Origin of the sequence: Enterobacter cloacae complex sp. ECL72, assembly GCF_019056635.1 — a bacterium.
GTDB lineage: Bacteria > Pseudomonadota > Gammaproteobacteria > Enterobacterales > Enterobacteriaceae > Enterobacter > Enterobacter hormaechei_C.
The window spans coordinates 3,424,300-3,444,667 of record NZ_CP077659.1; the positions used below are offsets into that span (position 1 = coordinate 3,424,300).

Sequence of the window (20,368 nt, forward strand, 5' to 3'; positions counted from 1 at the left end):
TGCCTCATCTGGCCCAGATTGGGCGTAAAACATGCCCGACGCAGTCAAGCGCCTGACGTTAACTCACTGATTTAACTGGCCTGTGACAAATACCCTAAGAAGCCAGAAATTTTATCCGCCGCGAGGCGAACCTCGTTTTGCAGGCGCTCGCGGTCGCTCTGCGGGATCTCCTCCGACGGCACCAGAATGCTGACCACCGCCGCCACGCGGCCGCTTCGGTCATACACCGGGTAGACGATGGAAGAGATGCCGTGGCGGAAGAAGGATTCGCCGATGACATACCCGCGGGCTTTGTCCTGCTGCACCATCTGCCACAGGGCTTCGCGGTCGTGAAGCTGCCCCGGCGTGTTGCCCGGCAGACGCTCATGCGGGAACAGCTGTTCGAAATCAGCGCGGGAAATATCGGTCAACAGCATGCGGCCCAGCGAGGTGCAGTGCACCGGCAGGCGGGTACCAATGCTGACCTGGTTGATGCGCGACCCGGCGGCGCTGACGCGGGCGATGTAGATAATGTCGCGCCCGTCGCGGATCGCCAGATGGCTGCTGCACTGGCTCACGTCGCGCAGTTGCTCGATCACCGGCTGGCCGACCTGCGCCACGTCCAGCGAGGCGATGTACTCAAAGCCAAGACGCAGCACGTTCATGCCCAGCGAAAAGGTATTGGTGCGCGTGTTGCGCTCCAGAAATCCCATGTACTCCAGCGTCTGTACCACGCGATAGGCGGTGGCCTTCGGCATATCCACCAGCCGGTGCAGTTCGGCAAAGGTCAGATCGCGATGCTGCTCGCCAAAGGCCAACAGCAGCTGTAAACCGCGCTCCAGCCCCGGCACCAGATACTTCACTTCCTGATCGTTTGCCATCATCGCCCTACCTTAGTTAAAGACAAAACCGCCGTTGACCGGGATCAGCTGTCCGGTGATAAACCTCGACAGATCGCTTAACAGCCAGACCACGCTGCCGGTGACATCTTCCGGCTGCTGCGCGCCGGTTAACGCGCGTCCGTTTTCGTAGAGCTGATGCCGTTCGGCGGGGACATATTCCGTCGCCTCGACGCGGGTTAGCCCCGGTGCGATGGCGTTGATCCGGATACGTTTTTCCCCCAGTTCGCGCGCCATTGAACGGGTCATGGCAATCACGGCCCCCTTGCTGGCAACGTAGGCCATCAGGCGCGGCGCGCCCCACAGCGCGGTGTCGGACGCCACGTTCACAATGCCTGCCCCTTCGCGCAGCAGCGGCACGGCGGCGCGCGTCACCAGCCAGGTGCCTTTGACGTTGACGCTCATCACCCGATCCCAGAGATCCGGATCGTAATCAAGCATGTTTTTGCCGCCCACGCCCGTCGCCATCGCCGCGTTGTTCACCAGGCCGTCAATCTGCCCTTGCTCGCCAATGGCGCTGAACACCTGGTCGATAGAGTGCTGATCGGCCAGATCGATAACGTGCGATTCGATCGCATAGCCCTGCTCGCGCAGCCGGTGGGCACTCTCGGCCAGCTCGCCTTTGAGGATGTCGCACATCACCACCGCCGCGCCCTGCTCCGCGCAGGCCTGGGCAAAGTGGTAGCCCAGCCCGCGCGCGGCGCCGGTCACCACGATGCGCTTGCCGCTCAGCAGCCCATTCATCAGGCGGCTCCCTGCTGTGCTTCACGCATCGCCAGCTGCTCTTTGGCGGCCTTTTGCATCATGCGGCGCAGGCGCGAGAGGCCAACGTCATGCTGATACAGGTATTCATGATCGCGCGCGTTTGGCGCCAGGCTCTCCAGCACCACGCGGTCCTGCTCCAGCACTTCCCAGTGCAGTTTTTCCAGCCGGTTGCGGTACATGAAGCGCCACATATCGCGCTGCCAGCCCTGTACGCGGCGGATGCGCCAGAAGAAGACGCGGCAGTTGTCGTTATCTTCCGGCACCACCATGCCGACGATAAAGAAGTGGCCGCCCGGTCCGAAGCGCTTCTTGTACGGAATGGAGAGGCGCATCCAGCAGGTGCCGCTGTTGCCCAGCTCCACCCAGTCAAAATTGACGCCGCTCTGCCCTTTCTTCTCGAAAATAAAACCGGTTTTGGTCGGCTGGAGCACCATGTCGGCCTTGCGATCCCCTTCCGCCATCGAGTGCGACGAGGAGTGCAGATAGGTGCCGTGCATCGGGTCCATCACGTTTTCCAGCGCGTACTGGTAATTGCATTTCCACGCGGCGGTGCAGAGGAAGTTGCTGAAGTTTTCCGTGTCGGCGAGTTCATCCGGGAAGGTCAGTTCGTCCGGCTGCTGGTCCGCGGTGACGCCAAACCACAGGAAGATGGCGCCGTGCGCCTCCTGCACGTTATAGCTGCGCACGCACTGCTGGCCGACCAGCGGACATTTATCCACGGCGGGCACGTCTTTCACCTCGCCGTTGCCCGCCACCTCAACGCCGTGATACCAGCAGGCAATGCGGTCCCCGAGGTTCCAGCCCATCGACAGGCGCGCACCGCGATGCGGACAGCGGTCCTCCAGCGCCTGAACCTGGCCATCTTTATTGCGCCAGACCACAATCTGCTCGCCCAGGCGGGTGATGCCCACAGGAGCAGACTGCACTTCCCAGCTTGCCAGCACCGGATACCAGAGGCCGCGCAGGCCTTTATCAAGATAGTTTTGTACGGTCGTCGTCATCGCGTTGCCCTCAGTAGCCGTTAACCTGTAAGAATGCCTGGAAGCTGGCGTCGCTCCACGGCTCGCCCTGCTGGTCGTGCATACGCACCGCGTTCAGCCCGCTTACCAGCTCCGGCAAGGTTTCAACGCCCTGCTCGAAGAGATCTTCCAGCGTCGCAATCAGCTTCACTTCCCAGCTTTCCGGCTCGCGGCTGCGGGTCTGCCAGATCAGGTTGGTGTAATCACCCGGCTTATGAATGGCGCCATTACCGCCCTCTGCCGGCGGGGTAAACTGGCGGCTTTCCGGCAGCGCCGGGTTGTAGTTCAGCGTGTCGCTCATGCCACGGTCTCCTCAACGAAGGTAATCTGAATCTGGTTTTCAAAGACCCGAACCGGGTATCGGTTGAGGTTGCGTCCTCCGGGGCCGTGCAGACACTGGCCGGTTTTGACGTCGAACACCGCCTCGTGCAGCGGGCATTCCACCTTGCCGTCTTCCACGAAGCCCTGGCTCAGCAGGGCATAGGCGTGCGGGCATACGTCCTCCAGCGCGTAATATTCACCGTCGATCAGGTAAACGCCGATCTCTTTACCGTCGACGTTGCCGCTAAAAGGGAAATCTTCCTGTACTTGTTCTGCGTCACATACGCCTATCCAGCTCATCACGATCCTCCAGGCTTTTGTTTCATATATGAAACTATGTTTCTTATTTAATACGGTCAATATAAAAGCGATGAATGTTTCGTCAAGCGACAATGTGACGAATTTGTTAATCGATCGGCAATTAATTAACTAAGTGTGCAAGGGATCACGAAAAAATGCAGCGATATGAAATTTTCATTATTGCAGCGTGAGAAATACGTTTTTTTAATGGTCTCTTATTTTCAATAAAAGATATTGACTTCTTTTCTTTTTACTCTCTAAAAATAAATGAACGTCACCTCTTTCGCGTTTCACCTGTGAAACGAAACTTTAATTTATCTTTAATAAACAAAGAGTTTCACAGGTGAACCATTTTAGCTCCGTGACAATCACATTGATGAAAAATATAAGTTACAAAAAACGTAAGGCGGACATGATGACGGCAAGATGGCAAGGCACGATAGCGCTTTTATTACTCATTATTATTTCCTACGTCGATCGGGTAAATATCTCGGTAATGATTTTAAACCCGGAATTTGCCGAACATTTTCAGTTAAATGAAAACAGAATGTTACAGGGCCTGCTCATGACCTGCTTTCTTCTGGGTTATGGGTTTTCCGCTTTATTATTAACGCCAGTTATTGAAAGCAAACTTCATTATCGGCAAGGATTATTAAGCAGCATTGCGATTTGGGCCGCGGTCTGCGCGGCTTCACCTTTGCTCGGCTCGCTGACGGGAATGCTCATCGCCCGCGTGATTCTGGGGATCGCGGAGGGACCGCTTTTTTCACTGAAAACGCGCTTTATCAGCGATAACTTTAGCGCGCAAGAGATCGGCAAACCCAACGCCGTGACCGCGCTGGGCGTCTCGCTCGGGCTGGCCGTGGGCTTTCCGCTGGTGACCTGGCTGATGTCGCATCTGGGCTGGGCCGGGTCGTTTTACGCCCTGGCGGTGATGAATCTGGTGTTGGGCGGCGGGCTCATCTGGCGTTTTCTGCCCGCGCCACACAGCCCGGTGAAGATGAAAAAACCGGGGTTTGTTCACACCTTCACGCTGGCCTGGCAGACGCCGCTGCTGGGCTGGATCCTGCTGGTTGAAATCGCCACGCTGAGCTATCTGTGGGGCAGCAGCGCGTGGCTGCCCGCATGGCTGCGTGACGAGCACCACTTCTCGCTGCACGCGACGGGCATGCTTGCGGCGGTCCCCTTCCTGCTGAGCCTGGGGTCAAAGTTTCTGGGCGGCGTGCTGCTCGACAAAATGCGGCCGGAACAGGCGCCGGTACTGTTTGTGGTGGGCGGTACGTTGACGGCACTCTCCGTGATCGCACTGATGCTCAGCCATCAACCCGCATGGCTGGCGCTCTTTATGCTTTCGGCTAACGTCTTCTGGGGGCTACAGGGAGCGGCTATTCCGGCGGTGATCCAGCATCACGCCGCGCGGGAAGCGGTGGGCAGCGCTTACGGCATAATCAATGGGATCGGCAATATCTGCGCGGCGTTTATTCCGCTGCTGATGGGGATGGTGATGAGATCGGTGGGGTCGGTCAGTTCAGGCTTTTCGGTGCTGGTCGTCTCGCAGGTTGTCACCCTGCTTGCCGGGGGAATGTTGCTGCTGCGCATGCGGCGCGCAGCAGCAATCAGCGCGTAAGGCTTATTCGCCTTTTTTCGCCGCCTGGATGTAAAGCATTTCCAGCGCCAGGGTCGCCGCGGCCAGCGCGGTGATCTCGGACTGGTCATAGGCCGGAGCTACTTCCACCACGTCCATCCCGACGATGTTCAGATCCTTCAGGCCGCGCACCAGCTTGATGGCGCGGTCTGATGTCAGGCCGCCGATCACCGGCGTACCGGTACCCGGTGCGAATGCCGGATCAAGGCAGTCGATGTCGAAGGTCAGGTAGACAGGCATATCGCCGACGATCTGCTTAACCTGAGACAGAATATCGTCCACGCCGCGATCGTTCACCTGGCCCGCGTCGAGTACGGTGAAGCCGTTGTCTTTGTCGAACTCGGTGCGGATGCCGATCTGCACGGAGTGGTTTGGATCGATCAGGCCTTCTTTCGGCGCGGTATAGAACATGGTGCCGTGGTCGAATTCACAGCCGTTCGCGTAGGTGTCGGTGTGCGCATCGAAGTGCACCAGCGCCATTTTGCCGAAGTGCTTCGCGTGGGCGCGCAGCAGCGGCAGGGTCACGAAGTGGTCACCGCCGAAGGAGAGCATGCGTTTACCGGCCGCCAGCAGCTTCTCGGCGTGCGCCTGCAATTTTTCGCTCATTTCACGCGCGTCACCGAAGGCGTACACCAGATCGCCGCAGTCCACCACGTTCAGGCGCTCGCGCATGTCGAAGTTCCACGGGAAGCGGTTGTGCTCCCAGGCCAGGTTGGTGGAAACCTGACGGATCGCCGCCGGGCCATGACGTCCACCCGCGCGACCGGACGTTGCCATGTCGAACGGTACGCCGGTGATCACCCAGTCCGCATCGCTGTCGTACGGCTGGAAGTTCATCGGAAGGCGTAAAAAACCAAACGCGTTAGATACCAGAGAGTTATCGTACTGATGACCTAAAGTGCTCATGTCCTGACCTCTTATAAAGTCGATACATTAAAAACAGATGAAAAAAAATCCCCTCCGCGTCGTTAAACCCGACGAGGAAGGGATTGATTCGTAAATCGCATATTGGGGCGAATTATCGCCGTTAATCCATATGGGTTCAAGTGAGTATAGCATTCTGCCGGATGGCGGCTTCGCCTTCTCCGGCCTACATTCGTAGGCCCGGTAAGCGCAGCGCCACCGGGCATCGGCGGCACAGCGGCCTGATGCCCTCACCCCGCCCCTCTCCCACAGGGAGAGGGAGGTTTTCTTACTCGTCTTCCAGATACGTATACCCGTACAGACCCGCTTCAAACTCTTCCAGGAACTGCTGCTGCAAGGCATCGTCCAGACCGGTGTTTTTCACCTGATCGCGGAACTGGGTGAGCAGTTTTTTCGGATCCAGCTGAACGTATTCGAGCATGTCCGCCACGGTGTCCCCTTCGTCGGACAGCTCAACCTCCACGCTGCCGTCAGGGAAGACAAACACGTCAACCGCTTCGGTATCACCGAACAGGTTGTGCATGTTACCGAGGATCTCCTGATACGCCCCCACCATAAAGAAGCCCAGCATTGGCGGGTTCTCCGGATCGTACTCCGGCATTGGCATCGTCGTTGCGATACCGTCGCCATCGACGTAGTGGTCAATTGCGCCATCGGAGTCACAGGTGATGTCCAGCAGCACGGCGCGGCGTTCCGGGGCGTGGTTCAGCCCTTCCAGCGGCAGAACCGGGAACAGCTGGTCGATACCCCAGGCATCCGGCATCGACTGGAACAGGGAGAAGTTGACGTACATTTTGTCCGCCATACGCTCCTGCAACTCGTCGATAATTGGACGGTGCGCGCGGTTGCTCGGATCGAGCTGTTTCTGCACTTCGTGGCACATATTCAGATAGAGCTGCTCCGCCCACGCGCGCTCTTGCAGGCTGAAGGTGCCTGACGAGTAGCCGACGTGAATATCGTGCAGGTCCATCTGGCTGTCGTGCAGCCATTCGCGCAGGGAACGACGCGTGCCCGGCTCGTGCATCTCCTGCCAGGTTTCCCACATGCTTTGCAGGGAACGTGGAGCATCGTCTGCCGGAGGCGTGGCTTCGGTGATTTCGCTACGCTCAACGCCGATGATGTTAGAGACCAGCACCGTATGGTGTGCAGTGACCGCGCGGCCGGATTCGGTGATTACCGTCGGGTGCGGCAGGCCGTGCTCTTCGCAGGCATCGCCAATCGCCCAGATGATGTTGTTGGCATATTCGTTCAGGCCATAGTTTACCGAGCAGTCAGACTGCGAGCGGGTCCCTTCGTAGTCCACGCCCAGGCCGCCGCCCACGTCAAAGCACTGAATATTCACGCCGAGCTTATGCAGCTCAACGTAGAAACGCGCGGATTCACGCACACCAGTGGCGATGTCGCGAATATTGGCCATCTGCGAGCCGAGGTGGAAGTGCAGCAACTGAATGCTGTCCAGACGACCGCGCTCGCGCAGAATTTCCACCAGCTGAAGCACCTGGTTCGCCGCGAGGCCAAACTTGGATTTTTCACCGCCGGAAGACTGCCATTTACCGGAACCCTGCGACGCCAGTCGCGCACGCACGCCAAGGCGTGGGATCACGTTCAGACGCTCGGCCTCTTCCAGCACGATCGCGATTTCGGTCATCTTCTCGATCACCAGATAGACCTTGTGGCCCATCTTCTCGCCAATCAGCGCCAGACGAATGTATTCGCGGTCTTTATAGCCGTTACAGACGATCACCGACCGGGTCATGCCCGCGTGCGCCAGAACCGCCATCAGCTCCGCTTTAGAGCCTGCTTCCAGGCCCAGCGGCTCGCCGGAGTGGATCAGGGACTCAATCACGCGACGGTGCTGATTGACCTTGATCGGGTAAACGAGGAAATAGTCGCCGTTATAACCATACGATTCCCGCGCGCGTTTGAACGCGGCATTAATAGAACGCAGGCGATGTTGCAGGATCTGCGGGAAGCAGAACAGTGCAGGCAAGCGCTGACCCTGCGCTTCACGGGTTTTCACCAGTTTAGCGAGATCCACGCGCGCTTCCGGGACGTCCGGATCCGGGCAGACACTGATGTGGCCCAGCTCGTTAACGTCGTAGTAGTTATTGCCCCACCAGGCAATATTGTAAGTGCGCAGCATCTTGCTGGCTTCCTGGGAGCTCATCGCAACCTCCTGCATAGAACGTAGTACACCCTGTTCGCCTGCTGACGAAGGCGAAAGCGAAGACATGTCGTCAGACATAGCGAACCTCAACTCTTTGTATTAAGTGTAAAACAGTTGACTACTATCGCAGCGTTATACGGCGATAACAACCCATTAACGGCTCCATTTCCCAGCAGAGTATGCTGAAATCCAGACCGTGCGACCGGTTTCTTATTCATATCATTGTAAAACACGTATCCGAACTCTGTATGACAAGGTTCGGCGAAACCACGAGAAAACTCCTGTATTAACAAGAGCGCCCTTGTTCAGTTTTCACAAAGCGTGACCGGCTCTGGAATCCTGAGAAGCACCGAGATGGGTATAACATCGGCAGGTGTTTAGACCAGAAGTGCGGGTGGGAATCAAATGCGCGCCAGAACGGCTGCGCTGAATGAGCGGAAAACGATGGTTCATTATCTGGTATCACCTCCACGGCCGCCTCTGCTGAAACGGACCACAAGCCAAAGCTAAAAGTTCACTGCTTAACCCGGCTGGAAGTGGCGACACGATGTGTTCATCGAGCGCTTATTTTATATGAGCCGCGCGCCGCGTTTTATACCGAGAAGGTCGCTAAAAAGCAAAACAAAAATGCGCAGGTTGCCAGCGTCGTCAGGAAAAATTTCCAGCCGTGTTTTCAACGCAGTGAGAGGTGAGTCAAAAAAAACTGGAAATCGGGTGAAGAAGTGACCTAAAATAGACGTCCAGATGTTAATCCATCCATACCGATTAACACTCAGACTGCCAGTGTCAAAATCCTGTAGGCCTTGGTAGAATTATCTCCTATGGCTATTCCACACAGCAGCTTGAGCTAACCAAATTCCTCTTAGGTGAAATAAAACATGGCAAAACACCTGTTTACGTCCGAGTCCGTATCAGAAGGACATCCTGATAAAATTGCTGACCAAATCTCCGATGCGGTGCTGGATGCGATCCTGGCGCAGGATCCAAAGGCGCGCGTAGCGTGTGAAACCTATGTCAAAACCGGCATGGTTCTGGTTGGCGGTGAGATCACCACCAGCGCATGGGTTGATATCGAAGAGATCACCCGTAACACGGTGCGTGAGATTGGCTATGTACATTCTGATATGGGCTTTGATGCCAACTCCTGCGCCGTACTGAGCGCGATTGGCAAACAGTCTCCGGATATCAACCAGGGCGTTGACCGTGCCGATCCGCTGGAACAGGGCGCGGGTGACCAGGGCCTGATGTTCGGCTACGCAACCAACGAAACCGACGTGCTGATGCCAGCGCCGGTAACCTACGCCCATCGTCTGGTGCAGCGTCAGGCTGAAGTGCGTAAAAACGGCACCCTGCCGTGGCTGCGTCCGGATGCGAAAAGCCAGGTGACCTTCCAGTATGACGACGGGAAAATCGTCGGTATCGATGCAGTGGTTCTTTCCACGCAGCATGCTGAAGAGATTGACCAGAAATCCCTGCAAGAAGCGGTGATGGAAGAGATCATCAAGCCGGTTCTGCCAACTGAATGGCTGAGCTCTGCGACCAAATTCTTCATCAACCCAACCGGACGCTTTGTTATCGGCGGCCCAATGGGTGACTGCGGTCTGACCGGTCGTAAAATCATCGTAGATACCTACGGCGGCATGGCACGTCACGGCGGCGGCGCATTCTCCGGTAAAGATCCGTCTAAAGTTGACCGTTCTGCGGCGTACGCTGCACGTTATGTGGCGAAAAACATCGTTGCTGCCGGTCTGGCTGACCGCTGTGAGATCCAGGTTTCCCTACGCCATCGGCGTGGCTGAGCCAACCTCCATCATGGTGGAAACCTTCGGTACTGAAAAAGTGCCTTCTGAACAGCTGACCCTGCTGGTGCGTGAGTTCTTCGACCTGCGTCCATACGGTCTGATTCAGATGCTGGATCTGCTGCACCCAATCTACCAGGAAACCGCAGCGTACGGTCACTTTGGCCGCGAACATTTCCCATGGGAAAAAACCGACAAAGCCGCCCTGCTGCGTGATGCTGCCGGTCTGAAATAATCGACTGCCAGTAGCTTAAACAGGCCAGCCTTTGTGCTGGCCTTTTTTATGTCGGGTGGCGGCTATGCCTTACCCGACCTACGGGTAGTGAGTTTTTGTAGGCCGGGTAAGGCGCAGCCGCCACCCGGCAATGTTTGGAACCGTTTACACCTCACTCTCTATACCCCGCTTTCAGAATATTCTCTTTGCATGATCGCATTTCTTCTGCTGTTACATTCCCTTTCAGTTAAGTCTGAAATTTGTGCAAACGCGATGCACATCAATTAATTTACCTCTATATTTTCAAAGCTTTAATTATTTTTACGGTTACAAGCCAGTGTAACCGATTACACCGTTGTGATTTGACTCACATATTTTTATGAGCCGCTCACCTACTCTTAATATCGTAAAAAACTGATAACCCAACTGGAGGGCATAATGCCTGACAATAATAAACAGGGGCGTACGTCCAATAAGGCAATGACGTTCTTCGTCTGCTTCCTCGCCGCTCTGGCAGGATTACTCTTTGGCCTGGATATTGGCGTAATTGCCGGTGCATTACCTTTCATCACCGATGAGTTCCAGATTAGCGCACACACTCAGGAATGGGTGGTTAGCTCCATGATGTTCGGTGCCGCCGTCGGCGCGGTCGGCAGCGGCTGGCTCTCCTTTAAGCTCGGGCGTAAAAAGAGCCTGATGATCGGCGCGATCCTGTTCGTTGCCGGCTCACTGTTCTCTGCCGCTGCGCCTAACGTTGAAGTGCTGATCATCTCCCGCGTGCTGCTCGGTCTGGCAGTGGGCGTGGCGTCTTATACTGCCCCGCTGTACCTGTCTGAAATCGCTCCGGAAAAAATCCGCGGCAGCATGATTTCCATGTATCAGCTGATGATCACCATCGGTATTCTGGGGGCTTATCTCTCGGATACCGCATTCAGCTACAGCGGCGCATGGCGCTGGATGCTGGGCGTAATCATCATTCCTGCCATCCTGCTGCTGATTGGCGTTTTCTTCCTGCCAGACAGCCCGCGCTGGTTTGCCGCCAAACGCCGCTTCCATGATGCCGAACGCGTGCTCTTACGCCTGCGTGATACCAGCGCCGAAGCCAAAAACGAGCTGGAAGAGATCCGCGAAAGCCTGAAGGTCAAACAGTCCGGCTGGGCGCTGTTCAAAGAGAACAGCAACTTCCGCCGCGCGGTGTTCCTCGGTGTGCTGTTACAGATCATGCAACAGTTCACCGGGATGAACGTCATCATGTATTACGCGCCGAAAATCTTCGAACTGGCGGGCTACACCAACACCACCGAGCAGATGTGGGGCACCGTGATCGTCGGCCTGACCAACGTGCTGGCGACCTTTATCGCTATCGGTCTGGTGGACCGCTGGGGACGTAAGCCAACCCTGACGCTGGGCTTCCTGGTGATGGCCGTCGGGATGGGCGTGCTGGGTACCATGATGCACATGGGCATTCATTCCCCAACGGCACAGTACTTCGCCGTGGCGATGCTGCTGATGTTTATCATTGGGTTTGCGATGAGCGCCGGTCCGCTGATTTGGGTGCTGTGCTCTGAGATCCAGCCGTTGAAAGGGCGTGATTTTGGCATCACCTGCTCTACCGCAACCAACTGGATTGCCAACATGATCGTCGGCGCAACGTTCCTGACCATGCTCAATACCCTTGGTAACGCCAATACCTTCTGGGTCTACGCCGGTCTGAACCTGTTCTTTATCGTTCTCACTATCTGGCTGGTTCCTGAAACCAAACATGTTTCACTGGAACACATTGAACGTAACCTGATGAAAGGTCGTCCTCTGCGCGAAATCGGCGCACACGACTGATCCTCCTGCGGGAGGCGCCTCTTGCGCCTCCCCGCTTCCCGCTTTATGCTCTGCCCCTATGAAAGCTCCCCGTCTCCCCATCGCCATTCAGCAAGCCGTCATGCGCAGCCTGCGGGAAAAACTCGCCCAGGCCAACCTGAAGCTCGGCCGCAATTATCCTGAACCGAAGCTGGTCTATCAGCAGCGTGGCACCGCGGCAGGCACCGCCTGGCTGGAATCGTATGAGATCCGCCTGAATCCGGTGCTGATGATGGAAAACCAGCAGGCGTTTATCGACGAAGTCGTCCCGCACGAACTGGCGCACCTGCTGGTGTGGAAACACTTTGGCCGCGTCGCGCCGCACGGCAAAGAGTGGAAATGGATGATGGAGGCGGTGCTCGGGGTTCCGGCCCGCCGCACCCATCAGTTCGAGCTGGAATCGGTACGCCGCAATACCTTCCCCTACCGCTGCCAGTGTCAGCAGCACCAGCTTACCGTCCGCCGCCATAACCGCGTGGTGCGCGGCGAAGCGACCTATCGCTGCGTTAAATGCGGCGAACCGCTGGTTGCGGAATAATCACTCGAACTTTCAGGAACTTTCCTGATCTGACTGATTGCATACGGGAACAACATTCGTTACGTTGCGGGCTCGTTTTGACACGGAGTGTAAGATGTCCCGTAATGTTTCTCTCGCGGTCGCTTTTCTGGCGACAGCGCTCTCCGGCCATGCTCTGGCCGACGGTATTCACAGTTTCTCTCAGGCAAAAACCGCGGGCGTAAAGATTAACGCCGACGTACCGGGTGATTTCTACTGCGGCTGTAAAATTAACTGGCAGGGTAAGAAAGGGGTCGTGGATCTTGGATCCTGCGGCTATAAGGTGCGCAAGAACGAGAATCGCGCCAGCCGAATCGAATGGGAACACGTTGTTCCGGCCTGGCAGTTTGGCCACCAGCGCCAGTGCTGGCAGGACGGTGGACGTAAAAATTGCGCAAAAGATCCGGTCTACCGCCAGATGGAAAGCGATATGCACAACCTGCAACCCGCCGTGGGTGAGGTTAATGGCGACCGCGGAAACTTCATGTACAGCCAGTGGAACGGTGGCGAAGGCCAGTACGGTCAGTGCGCCATGAAGGTCGATTTCAAAGAGAAAGTCGCCGAACCACCTGCCCGCGCACGCGGCAGCATCGCCCGCACTTATTTCTATATGCGCGACCGCTACGATCTCAATCTTTCCCGCCAGCAGACGCAGCTCTTCAATGCCTGGGACAAGCTCTACCCGGTGACGGACTGGGAATGCCAGCGCGACGAACGTATCGCCAAAGTCCAGGGGAATCATAACCCTTACGTCCAGCGGGCTTGCCAGGCGCAAAAGAGCTAACCTACACTACGGCAATTCGCTTATATCGCATGACACATGGAATTTCTGACTATGCGCATCCCTCGCATCTATCACCCTGAACTGATTACCCCAGGCGGCGAAATCGCCCTGTCTGATGATGCCGCAAACCATGTAGGTCGCGTGCTGCGCATGGGGGCAGGCCAGGCGATTCAGCTCTTTGACGGCTCTAATCAGGTTTTCGACGCTGAAATTACGCGCGCCGATAAAAAAAGCGTGCACGTGAAGGTGCTGCGTGGCGACGTGGACGACCGGGAATCCCCGCTGCACATTCACCTGGGCCAGGTGATGTCGCGTGGGGAAAAGATGGAGTTCACCATTCAGAAATCCATTGAACTGGGTGTAAGCCTCATTACGCCACTTTTTTCTGAGCGCTGCGGCGTTAAACTGGATGCGGAACGTCTGAACAAAAAGATCCAGCAGTGGCAAAAAATTGCCATTGCGGCCTGCGAACAGAGCGGCCGCAACCGTATCCCTGAGATCCGCCCGGCGATGGATCTGGAGGACTGGTGTGCAGAAGAGGAAAGCGGGCTTAAGCTCAATCTTCATCCGCGCGCCAGCGCCAGCATCAATACGCTGCCGCTGCCCGTTGAGCGTGTACGCCTGCTGATTGGCCCGGAAGGCGGCCTGTCGGCTGACGAAATTGCCATGACGGCGCGTTACCAGTTTACTGATATTCTGTTGGGACCTCGCGTTCTGCGCACTGAGACAACGGCACTCACCGCCATTACCGCGCTACAGGTGCGATTTGGCGATCTGGGTTGAAGCAAAGCCTGACCCATAACCGGAGAAGAAGATGATTAAGCTCGGCATCGTGATGGACCCCATCGCAAACATTAACATCAAGAAAGACTCCAGCTTCGCTATGTTGCTGGAAGCGCAGCGTCGCGGCTATGAACTCCACTATATGGAGATGAACGATCTTTACCTGATCAACGGTGAAGCCCGCGCACGCACCCGCATCGTTAACGTCGAGCAGAACTACGAAAAATGGTACGAATTCGGTACCGAGCAGGATATTGCCCTGGCCGACCTTAACGTGATCCTGATGCGTAAAGATCCGCCGTTCGACACCGAATACATTTACGCCACCTATATCCTTGAGCGTGCCGAAGAGAAAGGAACGCTGATCGTCAACAAGCCGCAGAGCCTGCGCGACTGCAACGAGAAGCTCTATACCGCATGGTTCTCTGACCTGACGCCGGAAACGCTCGTCACCCGCAGCAAAACGCAGCTGAAAGAATTCTGGCAGAAGCACGGCGACATCATCATGAAGCCGCTGGACGGCATGGGTGGCGCGTCGATCTTCCGCGTGAAAGAGGGCGATCCGAACATTGGCGTGATTGCCGAAACGCTGACCGAGCTGGGAACCCGCTACTGCATGGCGCAGAACTATCTGCCAGCCATTAAAGACGGCGACAAGCGTGTGCTGGTCGTAGACGGCGAGCCGGTGCCTTACTGCCTGGCGCGTATCCCGCAGGGAGGGGAAACCCGTGGCAACCTGGCGGCTGGCGGCCGTGGCGAACCGCGTCCGTTAAGCGAAAGCGACTGGGAAATTGCCCGCCGCGTCGGCCCTACGCTGAAAGCCAAAGGCCTGATCTTCGTCGGTCTCGATATCATCGGCGATCGCCTGACCGAAGTGAACGTCACCAGCCCGACCTGCATTCGTGAAATCGAAGCGGAATTCCCGATCTCGATCACCGGAATGCTGATGGACGCTATCGAAAAACGTTTACAGAAATAACCTGTGACAGCGCCTGTGTTTATCCCCATACTGGGCGCTGTCGCTTTTTAAACCAGGAAACAGTACCTCTGACAATGAATTTACAGCATCACTTTCTTATTGCCATGCCTGCTCTCCAGGATCCGATTTTCCGCCGCTCCGTGGTCTATATTTGCGAATACAACGAAGACGGCGCGATGGGGATTATCATCAATAAGCCGCTGGAAAACCTCCAGGTGGAAGGCATTCTGGACAAGCTGAAAATCCCTGCTGAAGCGCGGCTGCCGGAAATCCGTCTCGATAAACCGGTGATGCTCGGCGGCCCGCTTGCAGAAGATCGTGGTTTTATCCTGCATACCCCGCCGGTTTTCTCGTCCAGCATTCGTATCTCTGATAACACCGTCGTCACCACCTCTCGCGACGTGCTTGAAACGCTGGGCACTGCCAGTCAGCCTTCTGAGGTGCTGGTTGCGCTCGGCTACGCCTCCTGGGAAAAAGGGCAGCTGGAACAAGAAATTCTGGACAACGCCTGGCTGACAGCCCCTGCGGATATGAATATCCTGTTTAAAACCCCTATCGCCGATCGCTGGCGTGACGCGGCAAAACTGATTGGCATTGATATTCTGATCATGCCTGGTGTTGCGGGGCACGCGTAATGAGCGGCACCCTTCTCGCCTTCGACTTCGGCACCAAAAGCATCGGCGTCGCTGTGGGTCAACGGATCACCGGCACCGCTCGCCCGCTCACGGCGCTGAAAGCTAACGACGGCACGCCGGACTGGAACCTTATTGAGCGCTTGCTCAAAGAGTGGCAGCCGGACGACGTGATTGTCGGCCTGCCGCTAAACATGGACGGCACCGAGCAACCGCTTACCGCCCGCGCGCGCAAATTCGCGAACAAAATCCATGGCCGCTTTGGCGTCTCCGTTAAGCTGCACGATGAACGTTTGAGCACCGTCGAGGCACGCGCTGGCCTGTTCGAGCACGGTGGCTTCCGGGCGCTGAACAAAGGCAGCGTGGATTCAGCTTCAGCCGTCATTATCCTCGAAAGCTATTTCGAACAGGGTTACTGAGCGCCGGGGCTACAGCCGCCCCTGCGCCCGTCGCTCCGCCAGACTCTGCTCAAAGTTCTGCATTCCCGCCTGCTGCCCCGTTTGAATAATGCCCGGCAGTTGCCAGGTTTTGCCTTCGCGGATCAGGTTTGCCGCCGCCGAGGTATTCACCAGTAGCTCATACAGCGCCACGCGCCCGCCCTGGACATCCTGACGTAGCTTCTGCGCCAGGACCGCACGCAGGCTTCCCGCCAGCTGATTACGCACCGGATCTTTCTCCTGAGCCGGAAAGGTGTCGACCAGGCGCTCGATCGCCTGCGCCGCACCGCGCGTGTGCAGCGTGGCCAACACCAGATGGCCGGTTTCCGCCGCCGTCAGCGCCAGGCGTATCGTCTCGCTGTCGCGCAGCTCACCAAGCAGAATCACATCCGGATCTTCACGCAGCGCGCTGCGCAGCGCCTCGGCAAAGGACGGGCTGTGCTGGCCTATCTCCCGCTGCTGGATCAGGCAACGTTCGCTCTGGTACATAAACTCCACCGGATCTTCCAGGGTCAGAATATGCCCGTCCGTCTGGTGATTGAGGAAATCGACCATAGCGGCCAGGGTGGTCGATTTCCCGCTGCCGGTGGCGCCGGTGACCAGAATCAGGCCATTGTCATTGGACAGCAGCTCCGGGATCGCTCGCGGCACACCTAGCGCAGAGAGCTGCGGGCACGTCAGCGGCAACAGCCGCAGCGCAATCGAAACGCCGTGCATATGCTTAAACGCACTGCCGCGCAGCCGCTGACGGCCTGCGAGGGTAACGGCAAAATCCACCTGCCCGTTTGCCCACCATGCGCCCTGCTGTTCGTCGTTGAGCCACGCTTTTAATAACGCCTCCACATCCGGGGGCGGAAACGGCGCAGGTTCAAGACGGCCTGACCTGCGCCAGCGCGGTGGCGAATCACTGCACAGGTGTAGATCGGAGACGTTATGCTTTACACTAAGGGCCACAATTTCTTCCACATCCATAGACTACTCCTCGGAAAATGAACGACATTGCGCATAACCTGGCACAGGTCCGGGACAAAATCTCAGCCGCGGCAACGCGTTGCGGCCGTGCTCCAGAAGAAATTACGTTGCTTGCAGTCAGCAAAACCAAGCCTGCGAGCGCCATCGCAGAAGCGATAGCCGCCGGTCATCGTGCCTTTGGTGAAAACTATGTGCAGGAAGGCGTGGATAAAATTCGCGCTTTCCGGGAACGGGGAAATACAGACCTGCAATGGCACTTTATCGGTCCGCTACAGTCGAACAAAAGCCGTCTGGTAGCAGAGCACTTTGACTGGTGCCACACCATCGATCGTCTGCGCATCGCTACCCGTCTGAGCGACCAGCGCCCTATGGAGATGCCAGCGCTTAACGTGCTGATTCAAATCAACATCAGCGATGAAAACAGCAAGTCCGGCATTACACTGGGCGAACTGGAGGCGCTGGCGGCAGACGTGGCGGCGCTGCCGCGCTTAACCCTGCGCGGGCTGATGGCTATCCCGGCGCCAGAGTCAAGTTATGAAAGGCAGTTTGCCGTGGCACAGCAAATGGCTGTAGCATTTGAGGCGCTTAAGGCGCGCTATGACACGGTAGACACGCTTTCTCTGGGCATGTCGGACGATATGGAAGCCGCCATCGCGGCAGGCAGCACCATGGTGCGCATCGGCACGGCAATTTTCGGTGCGCGCGATTACCCCCAATAATAAGGAAACCTGAGGAACGCCATGAAGACGTTGACTTTCCTGCTTTCAACGGTCATTGAACTGTATACGATGGCGCTGCTGTTGCGCGTCTGGATGCAGTGGGCCCGTTGTGATTTTTACAATCCATTCTCACAATTTATCGTGAAAATCACGCAGCCCGTTGTGGGGCCGCTTCGCCGCGTCATTCCGGCAATGGGGCCAATTGACAGTTCATCTCTGCTGATGGCGTTTATTCTGAGCGTTATCAAAGCGATCGTGCTGTTTATGGTCATCACTTTCCAGCCGATTATCTGGATTTCAGCCGTTCTGATCCTGGTTAAAACCGTCGGCTCGCTGATCTTCTGGGTCCTGCTGGTGATGGCGATCATGAGCTGGGTAAGCCGGGGCCGTAGCCCGGTGGAGTACGCGTTGATTCAGCTGACTGAACCGTTGCTGCGTCCGATTCGTAGCCTGCTGCCTGCAATGGGCGGAATCGACTTCTCCCCGATGCTTCTCGTTCTTCTGCTGTACGTGCTGAATATGGGTATCGCGGAACTGTTACAGGCGACGGGTAATATGCTGCTGCCGGGGCTGTGGATGGCGTTATGAGTGCAGTTAGCCCCTGCGCCGACGGGCTGGTTTTGCGGCTGTACATTCAGCCGAAAGCCAGCCGCGACAGTATTGTTGGGCTGCATGGCGACGAGCTAAAAGTCGCCATCACTGCCCCGCCGGTTGACGGCCAGGCGAATGCGCATCTGACCAAATATCTGGCTAAACAGTTTCGCGTCGCTAAAAGCCAGGTCATCATTGAGAAAGGTGAACTTGGCCGGCATAAACAGGTAAAAATCCTTAACCCGCAATCTATCCCGACGGAAGTCGCGGCTCTGAAAGAACAGGACTAAACCATGCAGAAAGTTGTTCTCGCCACCGGTAACGCCGGTAAAGTGCGCGAGCTGGCCTCGCTATTAAATGATTTTGGGCTGGACGTGGTGGCCCAGACCGAGCTGGGCGTGGACTCCGCCGAAGAGACCGGCCTGACGTTTATCGAAAACGCCATTCTGAAAGCGCGCCACGCCGCGCAGATCACCGGACTGCCCGCGATAGCCGATGACTCCGGTCTGGCCGTGGATTTTCTGGGCGGTGCGCCGGGGATTTACTCCGCCCGCTATTCCGGGGTGGACGCCACCGACCAGCAGAATCTGGAAAAGCTGCTTGTGGCCCTGAAAGACGTCCCTGACGAACAGCGTACCGCGCAGTTCCACTGCGTGCTGGTCTACATGCGTCACGCGGAAGATCCCACGCCGATTGTCTGTCACGGCAGCTGGCCGGGCGTGATCACCCGTGAAGCGGCGGGCAACGGCGGCTTTGGTTACGACCCGATTTTCTTTGTCCCGACCGAGGGAAAAACCGCTGCGGAACTCACCCGCGAAGAGAAAAGCGCGATCTCCCACCGTGGACGCGCCCTGAAACTGTTACTGGAAGCACTGCGTAATGGCTAATTTGCCGCCTCTGAGTCTTTATATTCACATCCCATGGTGCGTGCAGAAATGCCCGTACTGCGATTTCAACTCGCACGCGCTGAAGGGCGAAGTGCCGCACGATGATTACGTCGCGCATCTGCTGGCCGATCTGGATGCTGATGTATCGTACGCACAGGGACGTGAAGTGAAGACCATTTTTATTGGTGGCGGTACACCGAGCCTGCTTTCAGGCCCGGCGATGCAGACGCTGCTGGATGGCGTGCGCGCACGCCTGAACCTGGCAGTGGATGCTGAAATTACGATGGAAGCCAACCCCGGTACCGTTGAGGCCGACCGTTTTGTCGAGTATCAGCGTGCGGGCGTGAACCGTATCTCTATCGGCGTGCAGAGCTTTAGCGAGCCAAAGCTGAAGCGTCTGGGGCGTATCCACGGCCCGGAAGAGGCAAAACGCGCGGCAAACCTGGCAACGGGGCTTGGGCTGCGCAGCTTTAACCTCGACCTGATGCATGGCCTGCCGGATCAGTCGCTCGAAGAAGCGCTGGACGATTTGCGTCAGGCGATTGAACTGAATCCGCCGCATCTGTCGTGGTATCAGCTGACCATTGAGCCTAACACCCTGTTTGGTTCCCGTCCTCCGGTGCTGCCGGACGATGACGCGCTGTGGGATATCTTCGAGCAGGGCCACCAGCTTTTGACCGCGGCGGGGTATCAGCAATACGAAACGTCGGCGTATGCGAAGCCGGGCTATCAGTGTCAGCACAATCTGAACTACTGGCGTTTTGGTGATTATCTGGGAATTGGCTGCGGCGCACATGGCAAAGTGACCTTCCCGGACGGACGCATTCTGCGTACCGCCAAAACGCGTCACCCGCGCGGGTATATGGAAGGCCGCTACCTGGAGCGTCAGCACGACGTCGAGGCGGCGGATAAGCCGTTTGAGTTCTTTATGAACCGCTTCCGTCTGCTGGAAGCCGCACCGCGCGCGGAATTTACGCGTTATACCGGGCTGCCGGAGTCAGTGATTCGTCCGCAGATTGACGAGGCGCTGGCGCAGGGGTATCTGACCGAGTGTGATGAGTCCTGGCAGATCACCGAGCACGGCAAGCTGTTCTTAAACTCCCTTCTTGAGCTGTTCCTCGCTGAAAATCCTGAAGGCTGAT

The 20,368-nt window shown here is 57.0% G+C and carries 22 protein-coding genes and 1 pseudogene; 14 read left to right on the forward strand and 9 right to left on the reverse strand.

The features are described 5' to 3' along the window. Nucleotides 1–71: 71 nt before the first annotated feature. From KTH07_RS16540 to KTH07_RS16560, 5 genes are read right to left on the reverse strand one after another with little or no spacing between them, the layout of a single operon-like run. Nucleotides 72–860: an IclR family transcriptional regulator gene (locus KTH07_RS16540; RefSeq protein ID WP_003860053.1), complete on the reverse strand. Its 789-nt coding sequence runs from the start codon at nucleotides 858–860 to the stop codon at nucleotides 72–74. 12 nt (nucleotides 861–872) lie between these two features. Next, nucleotides 873–1,622 carry an SDR family oxidoreductase gene (locus KTH07_RS16545; protein WP_017382918.1) on the reverse strand — a complete coding sequence of 250 codons (750 nt, stop codon included), beginning with the start codon at nucleotides 1,620–1,622 and terminating at the stop codon, nucleotides 873–875. Further along, nucleotides 1,622–2,644, reverse strand: a complete 1,023-nt coding sequence (locus KTH07_RS16550; RefSeq protein WP_006811913.1) for an aromatic ring-hydroxylating dioxygenase subunit alpha — start codon at nucleotides 2,642–2,644, stop codon at nucleotides 1,622–1,624. The genes KTH07_RS16545 and KTH07_RS16550 overlap by 1 nt, the downstream gene beginning before the upstream one ends. 10 nt (nucleotides 2,645–2,654) lie before the next feature. After that, on the reverse strand, nucleotides 2,655–2,963 hold the full coding sequence (locus KTH07_RS16555; protein ID WP_017382919.1) for a recombinase-like helix-turn-helix domain-containing protein: 309 nt from the start codon (nucleotides 2,961–2,963) through the stop codon (nucleotides 2,655–2,657). Then, nucleotides 2,960–3,283 carry a non-heme iron oxygenase ferredoxin subunit gene (locus KTH07_RS16560; protein WP_003860044.1) on the reverse strand — a complete coding sequence of 108 codons (324 nt, stop codon included), beginning with the start codon at nucleotides 3,281–3,283 and terminating at the stop codon, nucleotides 2,960–2,962. The genes KTH07_RS16555 and KTH07_RS16560 overlap by 4 nt, the downstream gene beginning before the upstream one ends. A 415-nt stretch (nucleotides 3,284–3,698) precedes the next feature. Between KTH07_RS16560 and KTH07_RS16565 the strand changes: the two genes are divergently transcribed. Then, complete coding sequence (locus KTH07_RS16565) at nucleotides 3,699–4,910, forward strand: MFS transporter (protein WP_026094259.1); 1,212 nt, start codon at nucleotides 3,699–3,701, stop codon at nucleotides 4,908–4,910. Between the two features lie 3 nt (nucleotides 4,911–4,913). Here KTH07_RS16565 and speB read toward each other — a convergent pair whose 3' ends face one another. From speB to yqgB, 3 genes are all read right to left on the reverse strand, one after another. Continuing rightward, on the reverse strand, nucleotides 4,914–5,834 hold the full coding sequence (speB, locus tag KTH07_RS16570) for an agmatinase (protein WP_003860040.1): 921 nt from the start codon (nucleotides 5,832–5,834) through the stop codon (nucleotides 4,914–4,916). A gap of 286 nt (nucleotides 5,835–6,120) precedes the next feature. After that, nucleotides 6,121–8,097 carry a biosynthetic arginine decarboxylase gene (gene speA / locus KTH07_RS16575; RefSeq protein ID WP_017382922.1) on the reverse strand — a complete coding sequence of 659 codons (1,977 nt, stop codon included), beginning with the start codon at nucleotides 8,095–8,097 and terminating at the stop codon, nucleotides 6,121–6,123. Between the two features lie 8 nt (nucleotides 8,098–8,105). Next, nucleotides 8,106–8,237: an acid stress response protein YqgB gene (gene yqgB, locus KTH07_RS16580; protein ID WP_057979949.1), complete on the reverse strand. Its 132-nt coding sequence runs from the start codon at nucleotides 8,235–8,237 to the stop codon at nucleotides 8,106–8,108. A gap of 660 nt (nucleotides 8,238–8,897) precedes the next feature. Between yqgB and metK the strand changes: the two are divergent. From metK to ruvX, 8 genes and pseudogenes are all read left to right on the forward strand, one after another. Continuing rightward, a pseudogene (gene metK / locus KTH07_RS16590) lies at nucleotides 8,898–10,053 on the forward strand (methionine adenosyltransferase). Nucleotides 10,054–10,470: 417 nt separating this feature from the next. Beyond that, on the forward strand, nucleotides 10,471–11,868 hold the full coding sequence (gene galP, locus KTH07_RS16595) for a galactose/proton symporter (protein WP_015571832.1): 1,398 nt from the start codon (nucleotides 10,471–10,473) through the stop codon (nucleotides 11,866–11,868). 58 nt (nucleotides 11,869–11,926) lie between these two features. Further along, complete coding sequence (locus tag KTH07_RS16600) at nucleotides 11,927–12,424, forward strand: SprT family zinc-dependent metalloprotease (protein WP_015571833.1); 498 nt, start codon at nucleotides 11,927–11,929, stop codon at nucleotides 12,422–12,424. A gap of 94 nt (nucleotides 12,425–12,518) precedes the next feature. Beyond that, the gene (endA, locus tag KTH07_RS16605; RefSeq protein ID WP_003860034.1) at nucleotides 12,519–13,226 is read left to right on the forward strand and encodes a deoxyribonuclease I; all 708 of its coding nucleotides are present in this window, start codon (nucleotides 12,519–12,521) and stop codon (nucleotides 13,224–13,226) included. Nucleotides 13,227–13,277: 51 nt separating this feature from the next. Further along, nucleotides 13,278–14,009 (forward strand): 16S rRNA (uracil(1498)-N(3))-methyltransferase, encoded by a 732-nt coding sequence (gene rsmE / locus KTH07_RS16610; RefSeq protein WP_017382923.1) that lies wholly within the window; start codon nucleotides 13,278–13,280, stop codon nucleotides 14,007–14,009. A gap of 31 nt (nucleotides 14,010–14,040) precedes the next feature. Next, nucleotides 14,041–14,988, forward strand: a complete 948-nt coding sequence (gshB, locus tag KTH07_RS16615) for a glutathione synthase (protein ID WP_015571835.1) — start codon at nucleotides 14,041–14,043, stop codon at nucleotides 14,986–14,988. A 74-nt stretch (nucleotides 14,989–15,062) separates the two neighbouring features. After that, complete coding sequence (locus KTH07_RS16620; protein ID WP_032619065.1) at nucleotides 15,063–15,623, forward strand: YqgE/AlgH family protein; 561 nt, start codon at nucleotides 15,063–15,065, stop codon at nucleotides 15,621–15,623. After that, on the forward strand, nucleotides 15,623–16,039 hold the full coding sequence (ruvX, locus tag KTH07_RS16625; protein WP_006811925.1) for a Holliday junction resolvase RuvX: 417 nt from the start codon (nucleotides 15,623–15,625) through the stop codon (nucleotides 16,037–16,039). Before KTH07_RS16620 ends, ruvX begins: the two co-directional genes overlap by 1 nt. Nucleotides 16,040–16,048: 9 nt before the next feature. On the opposite strand, the gene KTH07_RS16630 is transcribed toward ruvX, so the two are convergent. Beyond that, nucleotides 16,049–17,029, reverse strand: a complete 981-nt coding sequence (locus tag KTH07_RS16630; protein ID WP_032619064.1) for a type IV pilus twitching motility protein PilT — start codon at nucleotides 17,027–17,029, stop codon at nucleotides 16,049–16,051. Between the two features lie 17 nt (nucleotides 17,030–17,046). On the opposite strand from KTH07_RS16630, the gene KTH07_RS16635 reads away from it, so the two are divergent. From KTH07_RS16635 to hemW, 5 genes are read left to right on the forward strand one after another with little or no spacing between them, the layout of a single operon-like run. Beyond that, nucleotides 17,047–17,748 (forward strand): YggS family pyridoxal phosphate-dependent enzyme, encoded by a 702-nt coding sequence (locus KTH07_RS16635; RefSeq protein WP_017692690.1) that lies wholly within the window; start codon nucleotides 17,047–17,049, stop codon nucleotides 17,746–17,748. Between the two features lie 21 nt (nucleotides 17,749–17,769). Continuing rightward, nucleotides 17,770–18,336 carry a YggT family protein gene (locus KTH07_RS16640; protein ID WP_015571838.1) on the forward strand — a complete coding sequence of 189 codons (567 nt, stop codon included), beginning with the start codon at nucleotides 17,770–17,772 and terminating at the stop codon, nucleotides 18,334–18,336. After that, complete coding sequence (gene yggU / locus KTH07_RS16645) at nucleotides 18,333–18,629, forward strand: DUF167 family protein YggU (protein WP_023304404.1); 297 nt, start codon at nucleotides 18,333–18,335, stop codon at nucleotides 18,627–18,629. The genes KTH07_RS16640 and yggU overlap by 4 nt, the downstream gene beginning before the upstream one ends. 3 nt (nucleotides 18,630–18,632) lie before the next feature. Then, nucleotides 18,633–19,226 (forward strand): XTP/dITP diphosphatase, encoded by a 594-nt coding sequence (locus tag KTH07_RS16650; protein WP_015571839.1) that lies wholly within the window; start codon nucleotides 18,633–18,635, stop codon nucleotides 19,224–19,226. Further along, nucleotides 19,219–20,367, forward strand: a complete 1,149-nt coding sequence (hemW, locus tag KTH07_RS16655) for a radical SAM family heme chaperone HemW (protein WP_017382926.1) — start codon at nucleotides 19,219–19,221, stop codon at nucleotides 20,365–20,367. Before KTH07_RS16650 ends, hemW begins: the two co-directional genes overlap by 8 nt. The last annotated feature ends 1 nt before the right edge of the window (nucleotide 20,368 follow it).